The 26161-nt window shown below is 41.1% G+C and carries 22 protein-coding genes; 1 reads left to right on the plus strand and 21 read right to left on the minus strand.

Annotation, left to right across the window (positions count from 1 at the left end):
- The 12 genes from ABJL82_RS06230 to polA form a co-directional block, all read right to left on the minus strand.
- On the minus strand, positions 1–1878 hold the full coding sequence (locus ABJL82_RS06230; protein ID WP_347273867.1) for a hypothetical protein: 1878 nt from the start codon (positions 1876–1878) through the stop codon (positions 1–3).
- A 24-nt stretch (positions 1879–1902) separates the two neighbouring features.
- Positions 1903–2949, minus strand: a complete 1047-nt coding sequence (locus ABJL82_RS06235; RefSeq protein WP_347273868.1) for a radical SAM protein — start codon at positions 2947–2949, stop codon at positions 1903–1905.
- 283 nt (positions 2950–3232) lie between these two features.
- Positions 3233–4615 (minus strand): flippase, encoded by a 1383-nt coding sequence (locus ABJL82_RS06240; RefSeq protein WP_347273869.1) that lies wholly within the window; start codon positions 4613–4615, stop codon positions 3233–3235.
- Positions 4616–5038: 423 nt separating this feature from the next.
- Positions 5039–5419: a four helix bundle protein gene (locus tag ABJL82_RS06245; protein WP_347273870.1), complete on the minus strand. Its 381-nt coding sequence runs from the start codon at positions 5417–5419 to the stop codon at positions 5039–5041.
- Between the two features lie 300 nt (positions 5420–5719).
- Complete coding sequence (locus tag ABJL82_RS06250) at positions 5720–6724, minus strand: Rpn family recombination-promoting nuclease/putative transposase (protein WP_347273871.1); 1005 nt, start codon at positions 6722–6724, stop codon at positions 5720–5722.
- 873 nt (positions 6725–7597) lie between these two features.
- Positions 7598–7816: a type II toxin-antitoxin system HicB family antitoxin gene (locus tag ABJL82_RS06255; protein WP_347273872.1), complete on the minus strand. Its 219-nt coding sequence runs from the start codon at positions 7814–7816 to the stop codon at positions 7598–7600.
- Positions 7817–7962: 146 nt separating this feature from the next.
- On the minus strand, positions 7963–8337 hold the full coding sequence (locus ABJL82_RS06260) for a putative toxin-antitoxin system toxin component, PIN family (RefSeq protein WP_347273873.1): 375 nt from the start codon (positions 8335–8337) through the stop codon (positions 7963–7965).
- Between the two features lie 363 nt (positions 8338–8700).
- Positions 8701–9768 carry a type III polyketide synthase gene (locus ABJL82_RS06265; protein ID WP_347273874.1) on the minus strand — a complete coding sequence of 356 codons (1068 nt, stop codon included), beginning with the start codon at positions 9766–9768 and terminating at the stop codon, positions 8701–8703.
- 231 nt (positions 9769–9999) lie between these two features.
- Positions 10000–11427, minus strand: coding sequence for a cobalamin-dependent protein (locus ABJL82_RS06270; protein WP_347273875.1), 1428 nt, complete (start codon positions 11425–11427; stop codon positions 10000–10002).
- A 615-nt stretch (positions 11428–12042) separates the two neighbouring features.
- Positions 12043–13404 (minus strand): transcription termination factor Rho, encoded by a 1362-nt coding sequence (gene rho / locus ABJL82_RS06275; protein WP_347273876.1) that lies wholly within the window; start codon positions 13402–13404, stop codon positions 12043–12045.
- Positions 13405–13406: 2 nt separating this feature from the next.
- Entirely contained in the window at positions 13407–14018 is a 612-nt protein-coding gene (gene coaE, locus ABJL82_RS06280) for a dephospho-CoA kinase (protein WP_347273877.1), read from the minus strand.
- On the minus strand, positions 14018–16681 hold the full coding sequence (gene polA, locus ABJL82_RS06285; RefSeq protein ID WP_347273878.1) for a DNA polymerase I: 2664 nt from the start codon (positions 16679–16681) through the stop codon (positions 14018–14020). Before polA ends, coaE begins: the two co-directional genes overlap by 1 nt.
- A 45-nt stretch (positions 16682–16726) precedes the next feature.
- On the opposite strand from polA, the gene ABJL82_RS06290 reads away from it, so the two are divergent.
- Positions 16727–17098, plus strand: coding sequence for a hypothetical protein (locus tag ABJL82_RS06290; RefSeq protein WP_347273879.1), 372 nt, complete (start codon positions 16727–16729; stop codon positions 17096–17098).
- A 432-nt stretch (positions 17099–17530) separates the two neighbouring features.
- On the opposite strand, the gene ABJL82_RS06295 is transcribed toward ABJL82_RS06290, so the two are convergent.
- The 9 genes from ABJL82_RS06295 to ABJL82_RS06335 form a co-directional block, all read right to left on the minus strand.
- Positions 17531–21784: an SBBP repeat-containing protein gene (locus ABJL82_RS06295; RefSeq protein ID WP_347273880.1), complete on the minus strand. Its 4254-nt coding sequence runs from the start codon at positions 21782–21784 to the stop codon at positions 17531–17533.
- A 151-nt stretch (positions 21785–21935) separates the two neighbouring features.
- Positions 21936–22454 (minus strand): lipocalin family protein, encoded by a 519-nt coding sequence (locus ABJL82_RS06300; protein ID WP_347273881.1) that lies wholly within the window; start codon positions 22452–22454, stop codon positions 21936–21938.
- Between the two features lie 64 nt (positions 22455–22518).
- Entirely contained in the window at positions 22519–22938 is a 420-nt protein-coding gene (locus ABJL82_RS06305) for a CBS domain-containing protein (RefSeq protein WP_347273882.1), read from the minus strand.
- Positions 22939–23250: 312 nt separating this feature from the next.
- On the minus strand, positions 23251–23484 hold the full coding sequence (locus ABJL82_RS06310; protein ID WP_347273883.1) for a hypothetical protein: 234 nt from the start codon (positions 23482–23484) through the stop codon (positions 23251–23253).
- Positions 23459–23656 (minus strand): hypothetical protein, encoded by a 198-nt coding sequence (locus tag ABJL82_RS06315; protein ID WP_347273884.1) that lies wholly within the window; start codon positions 23654–23656, stop codon positions 23459–23461. The genes ABJL82_RS06310 and ABJL82_RS06315 overlap by 26 nt, the downstream gene beginning before the upstream one ends.
- The gene (gene hypA, locus ABJL82_RS06320; protein WP_347273885.1) at positions 23657–24001 is read right to left on the minus strand and encodes a hydrogenase maturation nickel metallochaperone HypA; all 345 of its coding nucleotides are present in this window, start codon (positions 23999–24001) and stop codon (positions 23657–23659) included. It lies immediately after the preceding gene.
- A 15-nt stretch (positions 24002–24016) separates the two neighbouring features.
- A complete protein-coding gene (gene hydG / locus ABJL82_RS06325; RefSeq protein WP_347273886.1) occupies positions 24017–25393 on the minus strand; it encodes a [FeFe] hydrogenase H-cluster radical SAM maturase HydG in 1377 nt (458 codons plus the stop codon).
- Positions 25394–25702: 309 nt separating this feature from the next.
- Positions 25703–25900: a hypothetical protein gene (locus ABJL82_RS06330; protein ID WP_347273887.1), complete on the minus strand. Its 198-nt coding sequence runs from the start codon at positions 25898–25900 to the stop codon at positions 25703–25705.
- A complete protein-coding gene (locus ABJL82_RS06335) occupies positions 25897–26160 on the minus strand; it encodes a hypothetical protein (RefSeq protein WP_347273888.1) in 264 nt (87 codons plus the stop codon). The genes ABJL82_RS06330 and ABJL82_RS06335 overlap by 4 nt, the downstream gene beginning before the upstream one ends.
- Position 26161 lies beyond the last annotated feature (1 nt).

Below are 26161 nucleotides of genomic sequence, written 5' to 3' on the forward strand. Positions count from 1 at the left end.
TCATGTTCTTTTTAATAACTCACTTCTTATTTCAGAATTCCTAGAATCATAAAAAAGTATCCTGTCAGAAAAACGTGTTGCATATACTCCATCGGAAAAACCCCTTATCTTCTCAATCCCTTTCCAAGGATACAGCCTATCTTCATTGTATACAGACGAAATAACAGCCTTTATAAAACGATTTCCCCATTTAGGGAGCGCAGCGGTGTATCCTTTACCAAATTCATTAACCTCTGATTTTTCTGTAAATATCTGATAAATACCTCTTTCTTCACTACAAAAGGGAATTATTGGGAAATACCTGCTCTTGATAAGAACTCCTCCATTTTTTATCCATTCCAAAACATTTTTTAAAGTCTTTTCACGGAGAATATTATCCCCCAGAAAAATCAAAAATCTATATTTATTCAAAGCTCGGTCATCTATCATATTTTCATCAACCAAATCAATATCTACAAATGATCGTAGTATTGAACATTTTTTGTAGAGCTCGTATAAAAAAACCGGTGTTACTGCAATAGTTGTATTGGGAAAAATGACGGCTGCTTCAATTATAGGATCATCAAGCTTATAATAACAAATGTTTCGTTTTAAATTACTAGCTCCGGTTGTTGGCTCTCCCATAGTAAAGGTCTTTCCCGAACATATATCAACACCTAATCCTATTATACTTTTAAAATATGCGCCTTTAGCACCCGAAGTAGCAGCATCAAAAATACGCATAGTCACCCCTTTGGGGTTGTTAACCAATTCTTCTTCTGTGGTAAAATAAGACCCATAATACCTGCATGCTGATGAAACCAGACGGGTATAGATAAAACTGTCCGAATAATTGTCTGTCTGATTTGTTATCCTTATACCCGCATTATATTTTTTGGACACCTTAGCTTGTGCAGAAAAATCAGCACCTGCTTGAGGTAAACCATAGCCACCTGTTACCAAATAAATTTCAGCATCTGCAAAATATTTTCTTGCCGTGCTGAGCCAAAAATCAGACCATCCATTCATTGATTCCATGTACCAAGTAACAAAATCTACCCTCCTTTGTTGCTCATGTATCGAACGTGTTTTTCTAAGATCAGATTTTAGCCTCTTAATATAAAGACTTACAACATCATCCCAAAAACTCTTCGTAGTCTTATACAAAGGGCGTAATAGTTGTTTCACCTGATAAGGTAATATCTCTTTTATCCTTAGCTTTGAGTTATCTAAGCTCGTTTGTTTTTCTCTTGGGAAAGTAACATCTTGGAAATCAGTGAAGCAGGTTTTGTATGATTCATTAATTTGGTTAATATCCTTATATTTTTCAAGAAGATGCTGTCTATAACTATCGAGGGCATATTTATCACCACACCACCAGCCACTATGAGTGTGAAAATCCGTTCCAAAACCTCCACCGACTGGATACATAGCCTCTCCCCAGTTTCCACTTATTCCAAGCGAAATGCTTTCAAACAAATCAGACGATTGATAATGTTTCGCAAAAACACCAAGAAAACGGTCAACATATTCTGGCAAATATGGATTCCAAATAGATTGAATCTTGGAATCAACGCCATGCTCAAGGCATCTCGCAAAAACGCTTTCAGCAGAAACTTGAAACCATGCGGGAGTTGCATAGCTAGGACCTAAAATCAGAAATGGTACCCATTTTAATTTGTGCTTTATTATCTTCTCCACCATAGGGTCATAGGAAGAGAAATCAATTTTGCCGTGTTCTTTTTCTATTTCTGCCCAGTAAACATAGGACTGAAGACTGGTTAGACCAGATTCCTTAACGTGTTTAAAGGATTTGTCTTCTAAAAGAGCAGGATTAACCGTACCGGTATACTGCCATTGTTGAATCAATTCAATAGCATTTTCCTTATAATGGATCATATCTGCGTATTTTCTCAAAAAGCTTTAATATTTTGAGCACTCTGCGACCATATAATCATGCACACCATATTTTTTCTCTCTACAACTCGTATTAGCGCCGCGACAGCCTTTACAGTAAAGAGGTACTGGTTTGTTTTTTTGGTTTACGCTATGCCTTACTCTTTTGTAGCCGTTACCATACCAAATATCTTTAAAATTCTTTTCAAGCAAAGAACCCGGGCTGATAGACTTGAGATATTCTCTATTGTTGGCCATCACAAGAGCACAGTCTAACACAGTATATCCACCCATCATTATGTAAGGTTGTATCCATTTAGCACAATAGTCTATTGAATACATATTATTATTTGTATGTGACCAAATTATGGTGACACCAAATTTTTTCGCGTTCTTTTGTGTTTGTTCTATAATATCTACTGGGATACATGCAACATTGTATTTTTCAATTTCTTTAAAATTCAGCAGACCAACAAATTCAATGCTTACTTTTCTACCACAATTCAAATCCAGATCGTGTATTAAGGCTGGCATAGCGGGTATTTCATTCACATTCTCAGATGTCACTATAAACCTTACAAAAAGATAAGGGAATGGAGTTCCCCTGCGTTTTTTCTCTGCTACCAAATATTTTAAATTATCCATAACACGTTCCCAATTAGCGCCCACTTTTAATTTTTCGTATGTCTCTTTTGTGGTAGCATCAAGTGACAATTCTATTCTATTTACATCGGTTTCAAATATCTTATCAACTCTTTCTTTCGTAAAAAGATCAAAACTTTCCACCATCAAAATATAAATATTTCTTTTATGTAAATATTCCAATATTTTGTTAAAATCTTTGTTTAACCAACAAGTACCTTCCCCCGTTACATTGATAAAAGACAGTTTCGGAAACTGCTCACATATTTTTACAAAATCCCCATAGTTTATATCTTGTTTTGAATATTTCGAATCTGACCAATAAGTATGTTCACAAACGAGGCACTTTAAATGACAGCGTGTGGTTATTTCTACCTCTATCTCACGAGGATACCGTGTCAGATTTGGATATCTCATATAAATCGGGTCCATTAACCCAATTCCGATGTCCCTCACATTAAATCTTGACCACACATAATTTTTGAGTTTAGAAAACTTTCTATTCTTGAAATAATACCACCAATAATCAAAATCATTTTTGAAACACAATTTACATCCTTGAAGAAACATTTTTAATACTTTTATCAATACCATCGTATATTTCCAATAGTGATAATTTTACTCGGTTAATTAGTTAAACCAACAATACGAATTCCTTGATATACTTTTTCCTAGTGTTGTCTGTGTTTCATATGTGACAACAAAAATAAACATTCTAGGTTTTTCTTTCATAAAAGATACTTAATTTTCCTACAAACATATGTTTAAAATATCGTACGAAAAACATCGCCTCGGCTTGGAAAAAAAATATCGGACGTGATTTATGATTAAAGAAATTTGATAAAAATGTAGAAAATGCATAGGAGACTACTGCAGAAATTGCAGCACCAATACTTGAATACAGAGGTATGAATATAATATTGAGTATAATATTTACAACTGCACCAATAAGTGTTCTTTTTAATGATAGTAGCATAAGATTTTCTGCTGCATCCCATGCTCTCTGCGTCGCTGCTAAGAACATAAAAAACACTGCCCAAATGTGTATTGCCAAAACCGGTCCAGCAGATACATAATTTACTCCAAATAGCATTAAAACTAGTTGTTTTGAGAAAAGTGTTATAGGAATAGCAATTGTAAACGCTAATCCTGCCATAAGATTAAAAAGTTTTTGCAGCCTCTGATAGTAAAGAGTTTCACTAATCCTCTTTGCTTCAACGATCGAAGGTGTAACCGAGGATACAATCACCGCAGGAACAAAAAACCAAACCTCAGAAATACGCGTTGCTGCTGAATAAATTCCTACGGATTCACTCCCGACCATTTCTCTCAGCATAACTTGATCGATTTTCATAAAAAGCCCAACTGCCAGACCTGCGAGTATCAGTGGCCAACTATCTGTAAGTAACTCTTTCGCGCACCGAAGACTAATTCGCCATTTTTTAAGATAGTATCCATTTAATCGATAGGCAATGACAAGTCCAATCGTACCTAAAACGATCTCTGCAAGCCCTGCACAGGCAAAGAGAATGAGCGACGACCGGGTCATAATGAGTATAATCTTGACGAAGGTAATGATTAAAAATGCCGCATTCCTGACATAGACCGTATATTTGGATTTTACCTGAGATTGAAACCAGAAATCTATGGTATCAAATGCTTGGAAAATTGCTCCAATTGCAGTAATCCCTACCAACCAGCAGGTTACGCTGTCGCTGGAGCGTAATAACAAAATCGCTCCAATGGATACTATTAAGGTTATAATTCCCCCAGCAAATTTCAGGAAGAAAGCCGTACCCAAGATCTCATCTTTGGATGTGGGATCACGAACTATGTTGCGCACAACGATGCCATCTAATCCCAAATTGGATAGAGCAGAAAACATGGCGACAAATACGATGGCATAATTGTAGACGCCAAACTGTTCAGGACCCATATAACGGGCAATCCACACGCCTACAAACAGCCCAACACCCATACGGAGGATACGGTCCGCAAAGAGCCATCCTGTGTTTGCCAGGATATTTTGCAGGTTACTACGCCCTTCTAACCGAACGCGGATAAACGAAGGGAGAAGTTTAGTTAAGGTATAATTCATTTCTTGCTTTGGAAGCGTCTGGTTTTTGAAGGTTGAGGTTGAGGTTTTTTCTAAAGAGTAGACATTAAGCAGTAGGCAGAAAACGGACAAAGAGATTAAAGCAAAGGCGAAACCGTTCAAGCTGATGCAAACGGGTAGTAATCATGGACTAAGTCCCTCTCGGTTACATGGGTATTATATATGTAACTTACAATATTTAATAACTTATGATCAATTTGTTTGCCGGTGGAATAGGATTACACATCCATATTTGGCGCCACACTCATAAGTTGTACGACTATAAACAACAAAAGAGAGGATTGTTTGAAATAATAAACGTTTATAATTTCAAACGTTTAGCATAGTAAACATTTATCCAGGGATTGTCAATTGGAAAATTCGTTAAATAGTTGCGGTCGGAAGTCGGAGATCAGAAGTCAGATGTCAGAGATCAGAGATCAGAAACGGCTTTGGATTATTAATCATACTCCCGAGCATTTTTCCAACTTCTAAGCAAACAGACGTCAGCTCCTTATGATGTTTGTCCGTAATGTAGTTGCTGTCTCGTACAAAGTCTAACCATGTATCTGTTTCACTGTTTTCTCCATCACAGTCTGTAAGTTTGCTTACAAAATGTGCAGGATAACGCCTTTTTGCCCAAGCTTCCCTCAGGTTGGCGCAGACTGATCTTGATGATCGGCGTATTTGATCTGTAAGAGCAAAACGCTCTTCACAGGGGAATTCTTTCGAAAGTTCAAACAGTTCCATAGCAAGTGCATAAGCTTTCTGATACACCCGCAAATCCTTAGCTGATTCAATTTTCATATTATCCAGAGGGCGGAGGTCGAAAGTCAAAAGTCAGAGGTCAGAGGTCTGCGGTCGAGTCTTTTTTTCTAATGAGTTGACCAGTGAATTTAGTTCTTTTCCATATTTCATGGACAAGATATGAGGTAATAGTTCACCGTAAAGGGCGCGGATAACACGGAGAAAACAAATACCCGTGGGCGCCTGCATAATTTTCTGTTTTTATCTCCTAAAAACCTCTGCGATTGTTCGACGGAGCTCACGACAAAGTCCCAGCGTTCTCTGCGGCAAGCTAAATTGTTACGATATGAGTTTTTCATGTTAGAGCAATTTTTCAATTTCTTCCATATTCTTTGATATTTTCACCGCTTCTTTTATTGCCTCCAGCTTTTCTATTACTACTATTTTATTGATACGTTCCTGAAGCCTTAAACCTTCAACGCCATACTTTAGCTCCAAACCAATCTCTATCGCTTCTTTTAGGCCTTCTATCCGGCCTTCTACTCTACCTTCTACCCTACCTTCTACTTTACCTTCCGCCCTACCAGCCATTTTGCCTTTTTCTATTAATTTAGCCGCTATTGTCATACTTAATTTACCTCCTTCTTCCGATATCTCTTTTAGGGTTTCTATTACCCGTTCTTCCTCTATATCCGACGCATAGTACAAATACCTGATCACACTTTCCAGAAATTTTAACCCTTCATCCTCTTCAAAATATTTCCGCCCTATTTCAAAGAATCCCTTTAGCTTGGCGTCAAGAACTCTATCACTATATATGTTCCTCATTAATAACATGGTTATTTGAAGGGATACCCTTCTAAATGCCCTGTCCTTTATTTCCTCATTACTGTAGCAACTCAGGTCCGTCAGCAGATATTCAAATTCCGGTATAAACCTGTGGAATACCTCGTCTATCCCTTCAAAATAGTCTCTGAACCTTCTGACTTTCCACGCATCTTTGCCATGATACAATATCACCGGAATTACCGGTATTAGCCTTTGCGCCTGCTTGCTATTTGCTTCCCATATCTTTAAAAGGTATTTCATCAACTGTAGATATGGACATGCTACGGCATAACTCTTATGCTCGAATAAAAGGGTTATCCGGAGTTCTTTGTCTTTACAGAAACAGGTATATACAATGTCTGAAAAATGTTCTTTGAGTTCTTCGTCGATATATGAGTTATTATCCTGTGTTAAAGTGGATAAATCCAGCTTTTTCAAAATTTCAGGGGGAAATGTTCCCTGGAGAAAATCAATTACATTTTTCTTTATGGAAAAGATCTCTTTGAAGAATTTGTCGTGTGGATTGATAATTTCCATTGATGCTCTTTCTGTTTTGATTCGTTAATTGGTTTTAATCTGAGGTCCGAAGTCTGAACAGTTTAGTCTCCTAGTGGTTAAATGGTTATACCTTACGGGTTCACAAATTGTGATTTCTTAAAGGTTGCAGTTGTAGAGCGAAGAGTCTCTTCGCGTGCTCTATATTGGGATTAGCGAAGTGGCACTTCGCTCTACATTTCATATTTTGTGAACCCGTAAGGTATAATTGGTTAGCTCGTGTATCGACGTTCAATTAGTTCAAACTGTTCAAGCGGGTAGTATTCATGGACTGCATCCCTCTCAGTTACATGGGTGTTATATATGTAACTTACAATATTTAATGACTTATGATCAATTTGTTTGCCGGTGGAATAGGATTACACATCCATATTTGGCGCCACACTCACAAGTTGTACGACTATAAACAACAAAGGAGAGGATTGTTTGAAATTATAAACGTTTATAATTTCAAACGTTTGGCATACTAAACATTTATCCAGGGATTGTCAATTGGAAAATTCGTTAAATAGTTGCGGTCGGAGGGCAGCGGGCGGACTTTAGACCTCCTGAATCAGAAAAGGACCGGGATTGTTAATCATTTTTCCAGGCATGCTACCTATAAAAGCACACTCGCCTGTTAATTTTTTATGTCGCTCTGCTGTTAAATATCCGCAACCCATATCTGTAATCAGAGACTAGAAGTCAGAGGTCAGAGCTCAAAGCGGAAGGAGATTTAATCTTTCTTTTGATCTCCAACTTCTTAAAGAAAAATCTTAAAAGTGCAAGATTGAACTCTGCTAAAAGTAGATAAATCCTTATTATAAATATCTTTAAACTCATTCCAATAACTTTTAATTAGAAAGGTTACTCATTTCAAACAGTAACTTCTCCTAAAAATACTTCTTTTTCTTCAATAGGTTCTAATCTTCCGTGTTTCCGTTCTACCTCCAACCAACCATTAATTGCATCTTTTATATTAGCTAATGCCTCATCAATTGTCTTACCTTGACTCATACATCCAACAAGCTCAGGGACATCAACTACATAACCTTTATAATCAGAATCATAAGTTATTACCACCTTAAACTTCATATTGCTTCCTCCTAACTCTTTAAAATTTATAAGCTATATTTTATATAAAAAATCAATGCCACGGCATATGTTCAGAAATAGTTCAAAGCTCAAAACTCAAAGCTGAAAGCAAGAAATAACGCAAAGGTTATATAAATTCATTAAGTTTATCCACTATAAGTCCCCAGGCATAACAGATGATTATCGCAAGAGATAATATATTTGGCTTTTGCAGGCACCGCACATTCCAGGACTTTATTATCTTCGGGATCCTCTTTTATCACGTCGATCACAATATTTGGTTCTATAAGTGTAGAGATTAATGCAATCTTTGCCACAGCCTTTTCAACAGTATATTCTCTGCTTTCAAGTCTTTTTATAAATTTCTCCCGCTTTAAAACACCCTCTAACTCTTCTAATATTTCCTGCGATATGAATAGATGTATTTTCTTTTTCTCTGCTTTTTCAACAATCTTAGCTTCATTACCGTCCCACAGAAGGGCTGAAATAAGTGTATTCGTATCTAAGACAACTTTTTCCAAGATTATCCTGCTACCCCTTCTTTCTGTATTTTCTTATCTCCTCAGCCACGTCTTCCGGCTTTAACCCTTCTTTTTTTGTCATTTCTATAAATGACTTGGCAACCTCACTAAAAGGTACATCTTTAAGGGTTTTAAATACCCCCTTGAGATATCAAGAAAACTATTTACATTTTTCAAATACCTGTGGAGTTTAGTGGGGCCATGTCATTTTGAAAGATTTGACCGCAGTTGTCCTTTTTTTGGTGTTTTGGATGCCTTTCAGAGTACTAACACATGCAAGGACACTGTTTCTTCAATTAATATTTCTGCAACAGCTATATTAGATGTGTCGCATTGGACTTTTCCATGGTCTATATTTTCACTCTATCCATCCAAGAACGATCCACTGAGCAAGAAAGCGTGGGCACAAAGCCCGGCGCCAAAGGCTACCATGACACACCAATCTCCAGGCGCAATACCTTTATCTAAAATTTTTTGGAGTACAAAGAATGCTGTCGGAGAAGACATATTGCCATACTCTGCCAAAACATTGCGGGTTGCCCGTAGTTGAACCTCCGAAAGTCCTATTTCATCCCTGACTGCGTTTATCACCTTTTCACCCCCTGGATGAAATGCCCAGTGTTTGATGTCCCCGACCTTTAGTCCGCCTGGATTTAAAAGGTCCATCACTACCTTTGCGACTGTTTTACCTGCAATTCCCGGTAAGGAAACGGAAAGCTGGTTGTGGAGTTGTCCGCTCTTATATATGTAGCGTATATGATCACGCGATTTCGGGTCGTAGCGGCTAGCTGAGGCGATGAGCGCTAATCCCTCAGGACGAAGCCAAAGCACAGAGGCTGCCGCACCATCTCCAAATAGTGCGTTTGAAATTATTAGGCTCATATCGTCTGCCATCTGAAATGTAGCGCTGCAAATCTCTACCGAAACACTAACTACCACGCCATCACCTGCTCCAGGTAACATATCCTTACATATCTGTAGGTTTGGAACTGCCCCTCCGCAACCGCTGCCGACAAGGTCATGGGCGCGTATCTGCTCAGAAAATCCAAGTTTTTCTATGAGATAAGTTGATATGCCCGGACAAATATATCCCGTGCAGGTATTGACCACCAGTCCGGATACATCATCAACAGTCAATCCAACCTGATCGAGCGCTTTGATAATTGCCTGTGACGAAAGGTCAACCGCCCATTGTGTGTAGCGGGCAATGCGGCTGTCCGGATGTTCATTGACAAGGCATTCAAGGTTATCAACAGCGAGATGACGGTGACGTACACCGGGATGGGTAAATATTTTGTGCATGATTGCCAGACTTTTTGGACTCAATTTATCCGAATAGTGTTTGACGAGAAATGCCTCAGCCTGTGCCTGATTTATTACATAAGGCGGCGTTGCGGTCGCTATTGAAGCTATGTAGACTTTTTCATTCATGGAGATCGGGGGTAAATCTTTTATTATTCGTTATTAAAGTCTTGCAGGAGCAGGTTTTAAACCTTGCCCCTACTGATGTGCGTTTCATACATCCTCTGCTGTTTCAATCGTTCCCGGTTGAACCGAAATGTTTCGGTTCGGGATACACGCCCTGAACCAGCACAGAGGGCATGCTTCGTTAGGTTTTTCTTTGTGACTTTGTGTCTTGGTGGTCTGTACTATACTCTATACTCATACATCCATTCCCAATGTCCTGAGTCCACGCCGAATGAAGCGCGTGTGTCTCCAGAGAGGGGATTTAACGCCTAATCTGTATCCCAAACGATTTATTGCAGGTAAAAACGATAGACCAAGGGTATTTGAGTTGATATAGTTCATGTGGGCAGCCATAGTTTGGCGCATTGTTTCTGTTAACCAATTCAGATCGAGGGCGGGAGAGAAGTAAAATACCGGTTCCAGCATTCCATATGGGGAAGTTGCCAAAACTCCTTCTTCCCGCGCCTTTTGTTCAAGTTCCGTTTCCGGATATACACGTATCCCGATATTGAAAAATGCTACGTCTTCCGGACGTATGCATTGTTCTGCAAAACGCAGTGTTTCTCTGACGGTAACCGCTGATTCACCCGGACCGCCAAGCATAAATATCCATAGGCAAGGTAAATGATGGCGTTTGATTACCTGGGCAGCATGGTAAACATCTTTTGCCGTAAAACCTTTTTGCAATCCATCCAAAACGATATCAGATGCACTTTCAACGGTGATACCGATACCAATGAAACCAGCCAGTTCCATTGCCGTAAGGAGGGTGTCATCTATGAAAAGCGGGTTCAGTTCCAGGCTCTGGAAACGAGCGCCGGATTGCGATCTGGCAAGTCCTTCACAGATAGTCAATGCGTGATCATAGGGTGAATTAAATACATTGTCAACGAACTCTATGTCGTGTAATCCTGCAGTAACAAGGGTTTGGATAGCATCGATTACGGCCTCCGGGTCGCACAAACGATAATCGTGTCCCTCGATTTTCCGGTACGTACAGTAAATACACTTAAAGTGACATCCAAGTTTCGTTTGAATTGGCACGGTAGATAATCTCGAAAGATAAGCATATACATTAATCCAGCGATGGAAATTGGGGAACAGACCGCCATTCGAAAAACGGTCGACAGGTCCTGTATTTTTTATAAAGATATCGTCCTCAAGCCATGCGATACCAGACAGCTTGTCAGGTATTTCACCCAGTGAAAGCGCTGATAATAATTTGGGGAAGACAACTTCCCCGTCTCCCAGTACTGCCCAGTCTGCGCCTGTGTATCGAAGCAGTTCTTCTGGCATTACAGAGACCGCAGCACCGCCAAGAATAACTGGCGCCGGAGTCTTGCTGCGAATAGTATTCATCAGTGGCTTTAAATCCTTGAAAAACGACACTGGATTCTGCATATCATTATTGTCTATATTTCGGACGGAAAGACCTATGAAGTCCGGATTTGATGCGTTCAGTTCCAACGCCAGGGTATTCAGGGAATTTTGCTCAAACATCAAATCCAATACCCTGACCCTGTGGCCCGCCCGTTCTGCAGCCTCAGCGGCCATGCAAGCGCCAACAGGCATAACAGGCACCGGGCTGCTATAATGATTTGTTGCAACAATAAGGATGTTCACCACTTTCCCTCGTTAATTTATGATTCTTAAATCCCTTGTTCCTTATCTGTGTTTTCAGTGGGACGGCATATTTCTTTTCTATTTCTGGTTGGGCATTATCCCCGCACTCTCCGGCATTTCCTATCTGGCAAAAGCCCGATACAACTTCTTAATAATAAAGCAAAGGTTTTTGTGGGCATATTTTTGATTGGAATATCAAGCGTAATCGTAAAATTGGCGGGCATGGACTCCAACTGTTGCCATTAAAAATGGATGCATCCGTTGTTGCACCTTTTTCTCTTCGCTATCTAAAGCGTTAGGCATACTGCCTTGTTCTTCATGAAAGGCAATATCACAGGAGGTGGCTAAATTAACAGAACACTCGCATAATGCCCCTATTCGTGCCAATTCTCAGTGCTGCATACTTTCTTCATTGAGATATGCCCGTTATTTTTCAATAAGCGGCAATTGGTAAATGGAAGGTACAAAAAAAGCGTTTTTATTTTTTGAAGGCGTGTATTAATAAACTAGCTTAACAATTCGAAATTAAGTGCTGATTATACAAATGCTTATGAATTTTCATCATTTCAGGGTATTTCACTTGCTATATGACGACTGTTGAAAAAATTCACCCCATTAGAGTCCGCTAATATTCATCGTCATCAGAAATTCTGCATTTGTTTTTGTTTTTGCAAGCCTGTTCTTTAATAATTCCATAGCCTCTATAGGATTCATTTCATTAAGCACCTTTCTGAGGAGCCAGATGCGTTTAATTTCGTCTGCATTAACAATTAACTCTTCTTTGCGGGTACCTGAACGGGTAATATCAATTGCGGGAAACAATCTGCGGTCTGCCAGCTTCCTGTCAAGATGAAGCTCCATATTGCCAGTGCCCTTGAACTCTTCAAAAATTACTTCATCCATCCTGCTTCCCGTATCAACAAGTGCGGTTGCAATGATGGTAAGGCTGCCGCCTTCTTCAATGTTTCTTGCAGCCCCGAAAAACCTTTTCGGTTTCTGAAGGGCGCTTGCATCCACGCCTCCCGACAGTATTTTGCCGCTGTGGGGAATCTCTGTATTGTATGCCCTTGCCAGTCTTGTTATGGAATCGAGCAGCACAACAACGTCTTTGCCATATTCCACCATGCGTTTTGCCTTTTCTATTACCATTTCCGCAACCTGAATATGCCTGCTTGCTGGCTCATCGAAGGTAGATCCTATAACCTCCGCATCAACCGACCTGTCCATATCCGTAACTTCTTCCGGCCTTTCATCAATGAGCAGGATAATCAAAAACGCCTCGGGATGGTTTTTTGTAATACTATTCGCTATTTTTTGAAGCAACACTGTTTTCCCTGTACGTGGAGGCGCTACGATTAAACCCCTCTGGCCTTTGCCGATAGGCGTAACAAAATCCATAATTCTTGTCTCAAGTTCAGCAGGATCTTTTTCTAAAAAAAGCCTTTCAGTCGGGTGAAGGGGAGTCAGGTCATCGAAAACAATCTTATCTCCCATAATTTCCGGATTTTCAAAATTTATTGCCTCAACACGCAACAATGCAAAATACCGTTCGGAATCCTTCGGGGGCCTTATTTGCCCGGATACAACAGCGCCGGTACGAATACCAAAACGGCGTATTTGCGAAGGCGAAATGTAGATATCGTCCGGGCAAGGCAGGTAATTATAGTCAGGTGAACGGAGAAAACCAAAACCTTCCGGAAGCACCTCCACTACGCCTTCTCCGTACATCAGGCCGTTTTGATTGACTCTTTCCTTCAGGATTTTAAAGATCAGTTCCTGCTTCTTTAATCCCGTGTATTCTTTGAGTCCTTCTTTCTTGGCAATATCCTGTAATTCCTTGATTGTTTTCTTTTGCAGTTCTGTTATGTGCATTTTGCCGCGTTTGATTTCCTCATATTTTTCATTTGTTTCTTTATCTATTACTTCTATTTCTTTTTTACTGTCTAAGACCATATCCATTGTCTCCTTACCTTTCATAACTATTTTTCCTCTATATAAAGTTGCCAGAATTTTTTGACTTGCAGAAATGTATTATCGACCGAAAAATTATTATCAATAATATAATCCGCCTTGTTTTTCTTCTCTTGCAGATCCATCTGAAAAGATTCTCTTTTTTCCAATTCTCCTTCGCTCCAGTGCCTGCTGATTTGACTTCGCTTTGCCCGTTGGCCTTTCCCGGTATTTACAAATACCACATAATCACATACCATTGAAAGCCCCGATTCTTCTAATAAAGCAGCATCGATAACGATAGCATGCTTCTTGCCGTGATGTATTATGTCGTCAATTTTTGCATAGATTTGTTTTATAATAATGGGATGCAATATCGAGCATAAAGTATCCAAACCGGCCTTATCCCTGAATACGATCTCTGCCAGTTGTCTGCGGTCTATTCCGCCATAGCCATTTTTCACCGTATTGCCAAATGTTTCTATTATATTTTTTTTAATCTCATCTCTTAAAAGTAGTGTATGGCACATCTCATCGGCATCGATGTGTGCCGCTCCCAGCGAAGCCAGCATACGGGCAATGGCGCTTTTTCCGCTGGCGATGCCCCCCGTTATGCCAATAATTTTTGGTCTGTTGTGCACTATGTTTCCATCCAGTTTTTCCCCGTCTTGATATTCACCTTAACGGGAACCCTAAGCGTTACGGCATGCCCCATTTCTTCCTGCACCATTATACGAGTCTGCTCCAGCGCCTGTACTTCTACTTCAAAAAGCAGTTCATCATGTATTTGCAGCAGCATGCGTGCTTCATAATCCCCGCCTTTCAATTTTGAATAAATATTGTTCATTGCAACCTTTATCAAATCGGCGGCGGAGCCTTGAATTATCGTGTTTATGGCAATACGCTCCGCCAGGTTTCTGAACCGTTTATTCTTTGCATTAATATCGGGAATGGTACGTTTTCTATTAAAAAGCGTTTTTACATATCCCATTTCTTTCGCTTCTTCGACCACCTTATCCCTGAATTCCCGCACCCCCAGATACAAAGTAAAATATGCATCGATAAAATCTTTTGCATCCTTTAATGAAAGGCCGGTATCCCGCGAAAGCCCATATTCATTAAGTCCGTAAATAATGCCAAAATTAATCGCTTTCGCATTGCGCCGCATTTCTGTCGTTACGTTCTCCAGAGGAATATGGTAAATGGAGGACGCGACCGCAGAGTGGATATCCAAATCTTCCCTGAACGCCTCCATCAGCGCCGTATCTTCAGAAAAATGTGCAAGTATCCTTAACTCGATTTGCGAATAATCCGCCGACAAGAACACTGCGTTTTTTCCGGAAGGAATAAACGCCCTGCGAATTTGTTTGCCAATATCTGTTTTAACCGGGATATTCTGAAGATTCGGATTACTGCTGCTGAGGCGGCCAGTTGACGTCACTGTTTGATTAAAGGTCGTATGAATTTTCCCTGTATCCTGATTTAAGAGATTCGGCAAGGCGTCTGCATAGGTGCTTTTAAGCTTCGTAAGCTGCCGGTATTCCAGCGCCAGTTTTGGCAATGGATGACGCCATGCAAGGGAAGCCAGCACGTTTGCATCTGTTGATGCACCAGTTTTTGTGCGCCGTAATTTTGGTAATTGGAATTTATCAAAAAGGATCGTCCCCAATTGTTTGTGAGAACTGATATTAAACTCCTGCTCTGCAACACGATAAATTTCCTTTTCCAGATACTGCAATTGTGCCGATAAATCACCGGACATCTGCCGGAGAAAGCCTGCATCAATACAGATGCCATTCCCCTCCATTTCCGCCAACACATAAATCAGAGGAATCTCTATTTCCTGGAATAGCAGCCATAATCCTTCTTTTTTTAATAACGGCGACATTGTTTCCGCCAGGCGAAATGTTATGTCGGCGTCCTGGCAGGCATACTGGCATACCTTATCTACCGGCACTTTATCCATCGTTATCTGCTGTTTGCCGGAACCGATTAATTCAGCGATCATTATTGTTTTGTAAGATAAGTATTCAAAGGCAATGTCATCAAGATTATGGTTTCTTTTCGCCGGATTGAGCAGATAAGAAGCAATCATTGAATCAAAATAAATGCCTTTTAACTCAATGTTGTGTTTTTTCAGCACAAGCAAATCATATTTGATATTTTGTCCTATTTTCTTTTTACTTTCGTCTTCCAGGATTTTTCTGATTTCAGGAAGAACAATATCCGCCGTTAAATGCCTTGTGTTTTCAGGCGCCATCAAAGGCAAATAATATGCTTCCTTCTGTTCCCATGAAAAAGAAAGTCCTACAATGTGTGCTTTAAGGGGATCAGTACCGGTTGTTTCCAAATCTATTGCAAAGGCGTCTTTTTTGCTAATCTGTTCAAGAAACCCGTGAAATTGTTCAATAGTATTTATGAGATAATAATGGGTCTCCTCTGTATTTGCAGTAGCTACCATATCGGAGAGAAGGGTATTGAATCCAAATGATCGAAATAATTTCCGGAGTTTTATGTTCTCTCCGGTGGACAGCCTGCAGGATTCCATATCCACCGTAAGGGGGATATCGTTATAAAGCTCCAGCAGTTCCCTGGAGAACCTGGCCCGGTCGGCAAACATCCGTAGGTTTTCCTGTCTCTTTTTCCCGGAAATATGATCAACATTGGCAAGTACGGATTCCAACGACCCCCATTTTTTAATTAGATCGAGGGCGGTTTTATTACCGATACCAGGAACACCGGGAATATTATCAGAAGCATCTCCCGCAAGTGCCAGCACATCAACCACCTGATTCGGCTTTATGCCCTTTTGCAGGAATAGCACGTCTGAATCAATAATCTCCCCTTTTTTTGCGTGCAGTATTTTTACCTTCGGCCCAATTAATTGCTCCAAATCCTTGTCCGAGGTAACAATTACCACTTCTATTTCTTTTTTTTCCAGTACGGCCACTAACGACCCAATCACATCGTCCGCTTCATACCCCTTTGCCGCGTAAACCGGAATGCCAAGCGCCCTGACAACTTTATAAATCAAAGGGATCTGAACTTGCAAATCTTCCGGTGTTTCCTTGCGGGTGGCTTTGTATTCACTATATTTTTGATGTCGGTTTGTAGTATATTTTGTGTCAAATACCAGCGCCAAATAGTCAGGACGTTGTTCCCGCAGCAATTTCAGCAGCATCCTTGTAAAACCATATACGGCGTTTGCCGGTGTGCCGTCAGGCGTTGTCAGCTTTGCCGTAATAGCATAAAACGCCTGATAACAATGCGAATGTCCATCGATGATAAAAAACCGTTCCGGCATTTTTGGGTTAGTCTTGTAATTCAGTCATACTTTGCAAAACCACGTGTGTCATATTACGTAGAAAGAATGCTATTGGCATTTTGCAACTATATGACAGACAAGGGTGATTGCGCTGGTAAGATAAATAAAGAGGATATGTTGTATGTTATTTACAATCAGGTCTCTAAAAAGTGGAAAAAGAACATCTTGCTCAATAAAACGACTGTGGTATTAAAAAACAGTTTTGTATGGAAAAAAACGGAAAATGCACAGACTGGGAAAAAGGATTTGATTTACCGCTATGCAAAAATTGGATGGAATACTTTCTTAAATGCAATTACGAAAAATGTTACCATGTATAAATGTATTGTCAAGTCAAATATGAAAAATCAATACCGCATTTACCAAGGTTTTTTGGATTTTTGCTATACACGCTAATTTTTAAAAAAACGGCCATTGATTTACCTACAGAGGTTTTTTTCATTTTCTCTGCAAGGTTTGTTTTAAAAATATATATGTTCATCCATGCGGGGCGTAAACAAGTAAATATTGTGCTAATATAGCAGGGACGAAGTATTTTCCTGTGTACAGTTATAATTCGTTCAACAGTGCGTAGTTGTCGCATTTACAGCATTTTACGCCTTTATGCTTCAATGCAGGCAAATGCGACAACTACCAGAGAAAAGCAAGCCTCCCGAGTGGGAGCATTCCCGATTTTTTGTAACCGTTCATGGGGGGCAGGACGACACAACCCTGACAGGGTTCAGAACCCTGTCAGGGTTAACACAACGGCAACATTTCATTAAAATATGACGGAAGTCACAAAAAATCAGGAATGTACTCCTCCTGAGTATATTATCTTGCCTGGAATTATTTATTTACCTTTACCTTCAAGGTCTTCTTTAAAGTTTCTGAATAAAAACGGACCCTGGCTGTCCCTTTTTTATTCAATGCATTGATGGTAAATATTGCCTCGCCCTGTGAATCCGTCCTTACCTTTTTTGGCGAAACTGTTATCCGTTTTTGACCTGACTTGTTTATTTTAACGCGGATCGATTCTTCATTTACAAGGCAACCATCTTTTCCCGTTACTATTACCGTAACGTCACCGCTCTCATTCTTTTCAAGTTTCAATCTGTGCGGTGATATCTCAATATCTTCTCCTGTGCAAGCGTAAGGAGTCGGAGGAATTGACGGTGTTGCAATAATCGATGGATATGGCGTTGGTGCGGCAACGTCTATCACGGAAACTGTAGCGGTTACCAGCTTTACAGCCCCTGTAGTGTTAATGTCATCAAGGTACAATGCCATTAACGTATCTCCCACACCACCCTGAATGCTGTTAAATTCCAGTGTACCGCCGCTTCTTGCCACCAGAACCGAACCGGTAAATATGCCAGTATCCTTTCCGGTTTCATCCATCCGTACCTTCGTGGTGTTAAACCGGGAGGTTTGAACAAAAACACTGTCATTAAAGGTTTCTGCTTCTACGTGGTTGATATTTTGTTCGGCGTCTGCCAGTATTATACCGATAAATGTGTCAGGGAGGCATTTGTCATTATTAAATGCAAGCTTTGCGTCAAAACTACTGAACGTTAGTTCCTCTGAAACTTCCGTATCCAGCGGCGCCGTGTCAGTATATGTAACGGTTGCCGTGCCACCCTGTACGGTTTTTATAACTCCAATATTAGTCCTCTCGCCCAAACCTGCGCCGACCGTGGTAGTGGTTCCCGTTCTGATTGTCGCAAGGAACGTGCCGCTGTCTGCACCCTCTTCTTTCAAATCAAGCAGCAGGTCGTCCCCTGAGTAATAGTTAACGCCAAATATCTTAATAGCGGTAGTAAGGACGTCTTCTGATGCTGCGTCGGCATTTCTGTCGGAATCAGCTACAGTAACAACTACAGTATCACCCGAAAGATACGCCCTCTCTTTGCTCAGGGATAAACTGCCGGTAGAGCCTTGTATTGGAGTGGGGGAAGGTAAAGGAGATGGTGTCGGAGACGGAAAAGGCTTTGGCGTTGCCGAAGTTACCGAAGGACTAGGTACAGGAGTAGGCGTTGGGGTAATTGTTCCTGTAAAAGTTGGCTTTGGGACTATCGTAGGCAATGGCGAAGGGGAGGGAGTAGGTATTTGCACAGGCGCTGATTCTGTGGTAAAGCTCCAGCTATAGCTTGAACTTAATGTGGTTCCCGCCCAGTTTGCAGCCTGGGCGCCGGTTGTGATTGTTGCCGTATAAGTGGCGTCATAGTCAAGGTTTTCTGATGGGGTGAATGTTGCGGTACTTCCATTCGTAGATACAACCCCGCTGACATTGCCGCCGCCTCCGCTAATGGAAAAGGTATCCGCAGTGAGTGTTGAACCGTTCATTGTGAGGCTAAAAGTGGCAGTGACCGTTGTTGTGACAGTAATACCGCTTGCCCCGTTGGACGGACTTACGGAGGTTACCGAAAGAGTTACTACGGGTAGTGGTTCTTCGCTTGGAGGAGTAACTGGCGGTTCTTCTGATACCACGGCGACCTTGACAATAAAGGCGTTGCTAAAATCATCTACTGACCAGCCGGTGGTTGTTCCTGCTATAGGAAAGGTTGATGAGTAAGTCTCTCCTGTGATATGAGCATCACCGGAAGCGTCCACGGCGATTCCATAGCCATAATCATTATCAACGCCCCCGATGTAAGTGGAATAGGCAAGCGATCCTCCCGAAGGTTCTAACTTAGATATAAAGGCAGAACAACTTTCTGCTGCATGAGGGGCGACGGTAGTCGTTCCCACAACAGGAAATTCGCTGGAGAACGTATAACCTGTTATATAAGCAGAGCCGGAACCGTCTAAGGCGATTGCATGTCCCTGATCTTCACCACTTCCGCCAAGATAGGTTGAGTAGATAAACTCTACAGGCGTTCCTGTGCCGATCTTTATTATAAAAGCGTCATAAGAGCCACCGCCGTAAGGAGTATTAGTGCCCACAATGGGAAAGTTTTCCGACTCGGTATATCCTGTTATATATGCATATCCGTCGCTATCCACGGCGATTCCTCTCGCAAAATCAGCACTAGCTCCTCCAATATAAGTGGAATATTCAAGGGTGTCTCCTGATGCATTTAGCTTTGCGGCAAAGGCATCGCTCGCTTCTCCTTCTATGCCTGCCGTCGTTCCCACAACGGGAAAATCACTGGACAAAGTTTCTCCTGCTATATATGCAGAACCGTAACCATCTACTGCAATTGCATATCCCTGATCGTCACTGCTTCCTCCAAGGTATGTGGAGTAGACAAGCTCTACAGGCGTCTCTGCACTCAATTTTGTAACAAAGGCGTCGTAATTCTCTACGCCATTTTTTTCTGTATCAGTTCCCAGAACTGGAAAATTAGCGGAATCGGTATACCCTGTTATATAAGCATATCCATCGCCGTTCACAGCGATTCCATGTGCAGTATCCCAGTTGCCCGCTCCCCCTATATAGGTGGAGTATTCGAGGGTGTCGCCTGATGCACCAAGCTTTACTACAAATGCATCACGTGTTCCGCGCAGTGTTGACGCTATTAAAGGCCAATCGCCAATGTCTGTTTCCGTTTCCACTACTGGAAAATCACTCGATTCCGTATATCCGGTAATATAAGCAGAGCCGGATCCGTCCACCGCGATTCCATAACTATAATCATCATCATTTCCCCCTATATAGGTGGAGTAGATAAGCCCTAAGCCCAATGGTGAATCTGTGCCGAGTTTTGTGACAAAGGCGTCATAGGTTTCAGCGGGGCCATGGAAGGGTGTATCTGTCCCTACTACGGGAAAATCATCAGAGGCAGTATAGCCTGTTATGTATGCAGCCCCTGAACTATCCACCGCAATTCCTCGTCCCACATCGTCCATATTAGCACCTCCAATGTATGTGGAGTATTCGAGAATAGGATCGATGATGAGAGAATGGGATGTATCGTAGGAGGCAACTTTGATGCTATAACAGTATGTAAGATGTGCAATTTCAGATTTATGATCGCCTGACTGGTTTAAAGTATTTGAGCCGGATTGTTGAGAATCTTTCTGCGCATCGTTGTCTGCAGGATAAACTGCAAGGCAAAATTTGTCCGCGCCGCCTTGCGTCTGCTTTGATGTTTCAACCTCGAAGCGTCCTTCTATTTCCGTCCGTTTCCCATTGATCTCCTGATACACATAAGGCCGTTTTTGAATGATTTTGACTTCCGTATTTAAGACGTTTGAACTGTCTTCTGCCCCTTTTTTTACGATAATCTCCATATCTCCGTTTTCATTTACCCGCAGGTCTTCTATACCCGCATACGCAAATCTTGCCTGCGTGGGGTCTGCGCCTGGTTTTACTATAATGTCGTATTCAAGTTGGCGGTTATTGCCGTAAAATTTTATGTCGATGCCGTCATATATCTCCTTGTAAACAACAGCGCTGTAAGTGGGGACATTGGTTATCCAGTTCGTCTTCTTATTGCCGGTTAAATAGTTTACCTTTCCCATCGACAAACCATCAGCGAAGATTTCCGGATGTTTATTAGCGCCGATAGGTATGAGGCTGATGAATGCGGATCGGGTGGTGCTGGTAAACGCTGTTTGCCCGTGTTCCCCTGTGGCATAAGAATTGGAGATTTCTGACTTGTCCTGGGTTTTTCGTTGAGAGGCTGAGGATTCTTTGTTTAAACCATTTGATCCTGTGAGCGATAGATACACGCCCTCTTCCGAAAAGAGCATGGTATGCCCGATGCCCTTTTCATAGAATTTTACCCGTTTATCCATTTGTCCGTTGTTTTGTACGAAGTAGAGGGGCAATTTCCCATAAGACATCCGAACAGGGCTATGCGTTTCCGCATCAAGCGGCGGTGTATTTAATCCTTTATATTCTGCAAAGTCTCCATGCTGCAAATCCGCCGCATATTTGGAGAATTTCATTGTTTGCTTGCTTTTCGGCCTTGATGAATCCTTTCCTGCCGTATGCAAGGCTTTTCCGTTAATAGTAAATATCGGACTGCTATATTCCTCATTCCCAAAACCACAACCCCGGCATAACTGAGAAGTTTCCTCCAGGCAAAAGCCGGTTACTGTATATCCCAATACTATCGTAAGGAAAGTAATCAATGCGCAAAATAAACGTAACATGCTCACGAATAATCTCCTTTTCACAAACATGCATTAAAAAAATGAAAATTCCTATACTATTAAATTAATTCTTCTATTATGTGACATGTCCTAAAGTGTTACATACCTGTATGTTGTATGTTTGAAAATTGGACAGCATTTTTGGGAAAAATCATTTGCATTGTTGTCTCGGCCATCCGGAAGGCGGCAATGTGCCAGTGTATTTTTTAAAATACTGTGTAATTTTTTCATGAGATTCATAACCAGGTTCTTTTATATCTTCTGTCCGTGTCATTACAAGATAGTTATTTTTAAATTCTATTGATGTTGACCATGTAGTAGTGTTGCCGTCTTCCGCATCTGTTCCCTCCCAAAAAGAACCGATAAGTCTGCTGCCGGAGATTTTATAAGCAATGGTATCGTCCACTTCGTAGCATGTTTTATCATGGGTGTACCATTTTACGGTATTACCATTAAACTGGAAAATTTCTTCATCAATTACATTGGTTTCTTTCCACTCTTCCCGTTCTCCATCATCGATGTCATACCCTTCGACAATTTCTTTTTCCAACAACCATGTCCCGGACAACCCTGCTAATTCAGAAGAAGATGATTTGTTTTTTTCTTTACATCCGAATCCAAATAACAGGGTAAAAATAAATACTACAGCAATTCCCCGATACTTTTTCATATTAGCCCCTTTCCCTGAATAGTACTTGTTAAGATTTATAAAAAACATATTACTTGGTTTAGTGTTAGTATGATTTCGCCAGGTATCTGATCAAATCTGTGCTGGTAATTATACCGATAAGGCTACGGTCGTCATCAATTACGGGGAGTGAATGAAATAGCCCATTACTCAGAATATGCGCAGCTTTTCTCATCGAGTCCCTGATATTAATAGTAACTAAGTTTTTCTGCATAACCTGCTCTATGGTATATTGTTGGTCAATTAATTCATCAATTGATTTAGTACTCGTTTCTGCGGATGCGATGTTGAGTTTTAACATATCGGTAGCGCTGATAAGACCCACAAGTTTTCGATCATTTACCACAGGGATATGATGAATTGGGTTTTCTGCCATCATTTTACGTACAGTACTCAGTTTTTGATCTATGGATACGGTGAGTACATTTGCCGTCATGACATGAGAAATCGGGTCAAGATTTTTCATCGTAATTATTTATAAAGATTCACAAATTAATAACTGAGGTCGAAATGATTTGTAGGGGAAAAATGCCTTTTTCTGATAACTAACCAGTACTCGCCAGAACCAAACAAAGATTACAGCAAAGCACACAGATTAAAAAATTCATTATAAGTTTATGATTATCAATTGACAATTAACCATTGTAAGAAGGCAATTGCTATGTATCTATCTTATATAAAAAATCCGGTAAGGCAAACAAATCATTTCGTGAAAATGATTGAAACCGGCATCATTGAGCCATTTGGCTCCTAAATGTAGATATAAGGTGTTTATTTTTTAAACAATCGAAGTTAAAATACTTTCCATCCACTTCCCAACACCTGTTCCATCGATACAGGACGTTGCGATTATATTTAATTCCGGGTTAATTGCCAATGCGTTTCGCTTTGCCTTTTCCATATTGAAATTGGTATACGCAAGAAGGTCTACCTTGTTTATCAGAAGGTGCCGGGCTACTCTGAAGAGTGCCGGATATTTAAGCGGTTTATCGTCGCCCTCCGTTACACTCATTACCACCTTTGAGAAGTTCTGCGATTTTTTCAACAATAGAGGTCTTTCCGGAACCGGGCGAACTCATCAGATTGATGGTAAATATGCCCCTCTCTTTTAATACCTTTCGGTTACTATTTGCAATGGCGCCATTTTTTGTAAGTATTTTTTTATTGATAAGGACGTCGTGCATCTAATCAACCTCCATGCTGACTACATCAAGTTCCATGCCTGACAGGTAATCTACGGCTTCTCCTCCGCACACAGCGCACCTGGAGCCGAGATACATATTTAGCTTGAACTCTTTTTTACAGTTAATACATTGCCCCATAACGGGAACTTCTTCAATTTCAAGGATTACGCCCTCCATATCTGTTCCTTCAGTGCAAACCTCAAAACAGAATCTAAGGGCTTCTGGCTCAACGGCGGCCATTTCTCCAACCCGTATCTTTATACCTTTCAAACGCCTTGCCCCGCTTCGCGCCATTTCTTCCCTGACGATTCTGATTATGCTTGTGACTATCGACATCTCATGCATTTGTTTTGATCTCTGCTAAAAAAACAGATCTCTCTCCCCGTTTCTTATCCTTGCAAGCTTATCCTCTGTCTGTTTTTTTATAGAAGCGTTCTCTATTGCTTCCAGTGTCTTATTTATTATCTCCAGCCCTAAAAGTCTGCTTTCCGGAGAGGCGTTATCTTCCATATATTCCATCAGTGTAAGTATGCTATTAGGCCCGCAGAATTCCTGGATATCTCCCGGCCTTGCAAGTTCCATAAACACCGCGCCTGTCCTGCCCCTGCGGTAACAGGCGGTGCAAAAACTGGGCATGAAGCCCTGCTTCATGACGTTCACGGTTATTTCTTCCAGACTCCTCTTGTCCGACAGCTCAAACTGTCCAGCCCCTTTTGGCCTTCCCTTCCCCAATCCGCCCGGGGTAGTGCTTGAGGCGGCGCTGGCCTGTGTAATCCCGATGCGGAATGCCGCCTCCCTGATCGCAGGGCTTTCCCTTGTGGTTATTATCATGCCTGTGTAAGGTACGGCGATCCGAAGGATTGCTATGAGCCTCAGAAAGTCGCTGTCACTTACAGGGGAAGGGGGTCTCAAATTAACCGAATGGGCGGGCCTGAGCCTTGGAATGGATATGGTGTGAGGGCCAGTTCCGAACGTTTCAAAAAGGTAAGCGGCATGGGATATCAGCCCCAGCACCTCATACCGCCAGTCATAGAGACCAAAGAGTACGCCCATCCCTACGTCATCTATACCGCCCTCAAAGGCTTTGTCCAGGGCATACAACTGTCTCCGGTAATCACTTTTGGGACCATTGTGGATTTTTTCGTAGGTAAGCCTGTGGTAACTCTCCTGGAATAGCTGGTATGTTCCAATGCCTTTGTCCTTGAGCCTTCTGTAGTTTTCAGCCGTTGTTGCGGCGATGTTTACATTGACCCTTCTTATTTCGCCCTTTTCATTCCTTACAGAATAGATGGCGTCTATTGCCTCAAGGATATAATCGATCGGATTATTTCCGATATCCTCTCCTGCCTCAAGAAGGACTCTCTTATGTCCCATTTCTATGAGGCAGCCCGTCTGTTCTCTGACCTCATCCATGGTAAGTTTTTTTCTCGGCGCAGGGTTAGCTGCATGAAAGCCGCAGTATAGGCAATCATTTACACAGTAATTGCTGATATAGAGGGGGGCGAAGAACACTAGCCTGCTGCCGTATACGGCATTTTTTATGTAACGGGCCGTGTCAAATATCTCATTGGACAATTCCTGATCGATGACGTTTATCAACATCGCCGCCTCTTCAGGCGTAAGCCCTTTCAGCTCCCTGCCCTTTTTGAGAAGGTCTGCCAGCATCGCCGGCGACGGTGAGGGGGTATTAGTGAGCAAGGATTGAAATCTATCTTCGTCTATAAATGTTTTTTGCATGATTCATAATCTCAAAACAATAACCAATTTTTCAAGTCTCTTTCTTCATTTATCAATTAATTCCTACTGGTTTTAACTTTTATTTTCCACCTAAATTATTGGTATTTATTCCTTAAGCAACAAGTTTTTCTATATATCCCTCTCTTTTACTCCATACCATTGGTTCGATTCCATAAGCCTTGAGGGCGTTTGCCAATCATCTGTGACAAATCAGCTCTGTCATTTTGCCTATTTAACTTTTTAGATGACACAGCTAAGATGTTATTTATCAATGATTTTCGTTCTTATCTGTAACAAATAGCTTTATAATTACAATCCTTGTTTTAATCTCCAAAAAGCCTTTTTATAACCTTTTACTATTCCTGGATTACCTATCAATTCTATCTTTCCTCCTTCTTTTAATTCCCTCAGGTACCTGTTGATTGTAGATCTTGGAATATCTCTCAGTGCCTCTACAAAATCTTCGATGTAACCTTTTTTGTAATTCTTTAAGTGTTCTATAATCAATAATTTATTTGCCTCTTTATCCAGCCCTTTTTTGCGGGTATATTCGCCTTTTTTGCCAACGTACTCATAGTATCGTTTAGATAAAATAAACTTTGTTCCACGCCCTCTTCCAACACTTCCGCAATAATCACCTCAATGCGCCTTTCCGCCTCTTGGTACTTGCCCGACATCCTTTTCGGCTGCCCTTCCTCACAAATCCAGTATTCCCTCGGCTCCTCAAAAGGATTGTTCAGTATCGGATTGTCAACAGCTAATGACATG

The organism is Candidatus Kuenenia sp. (assembly GCF_039794105.1).
Lineage (GTDB): Bacteria > Planctomycetota > Brocadiia > Brocadiales > Brocadiaceae > Kuenenia.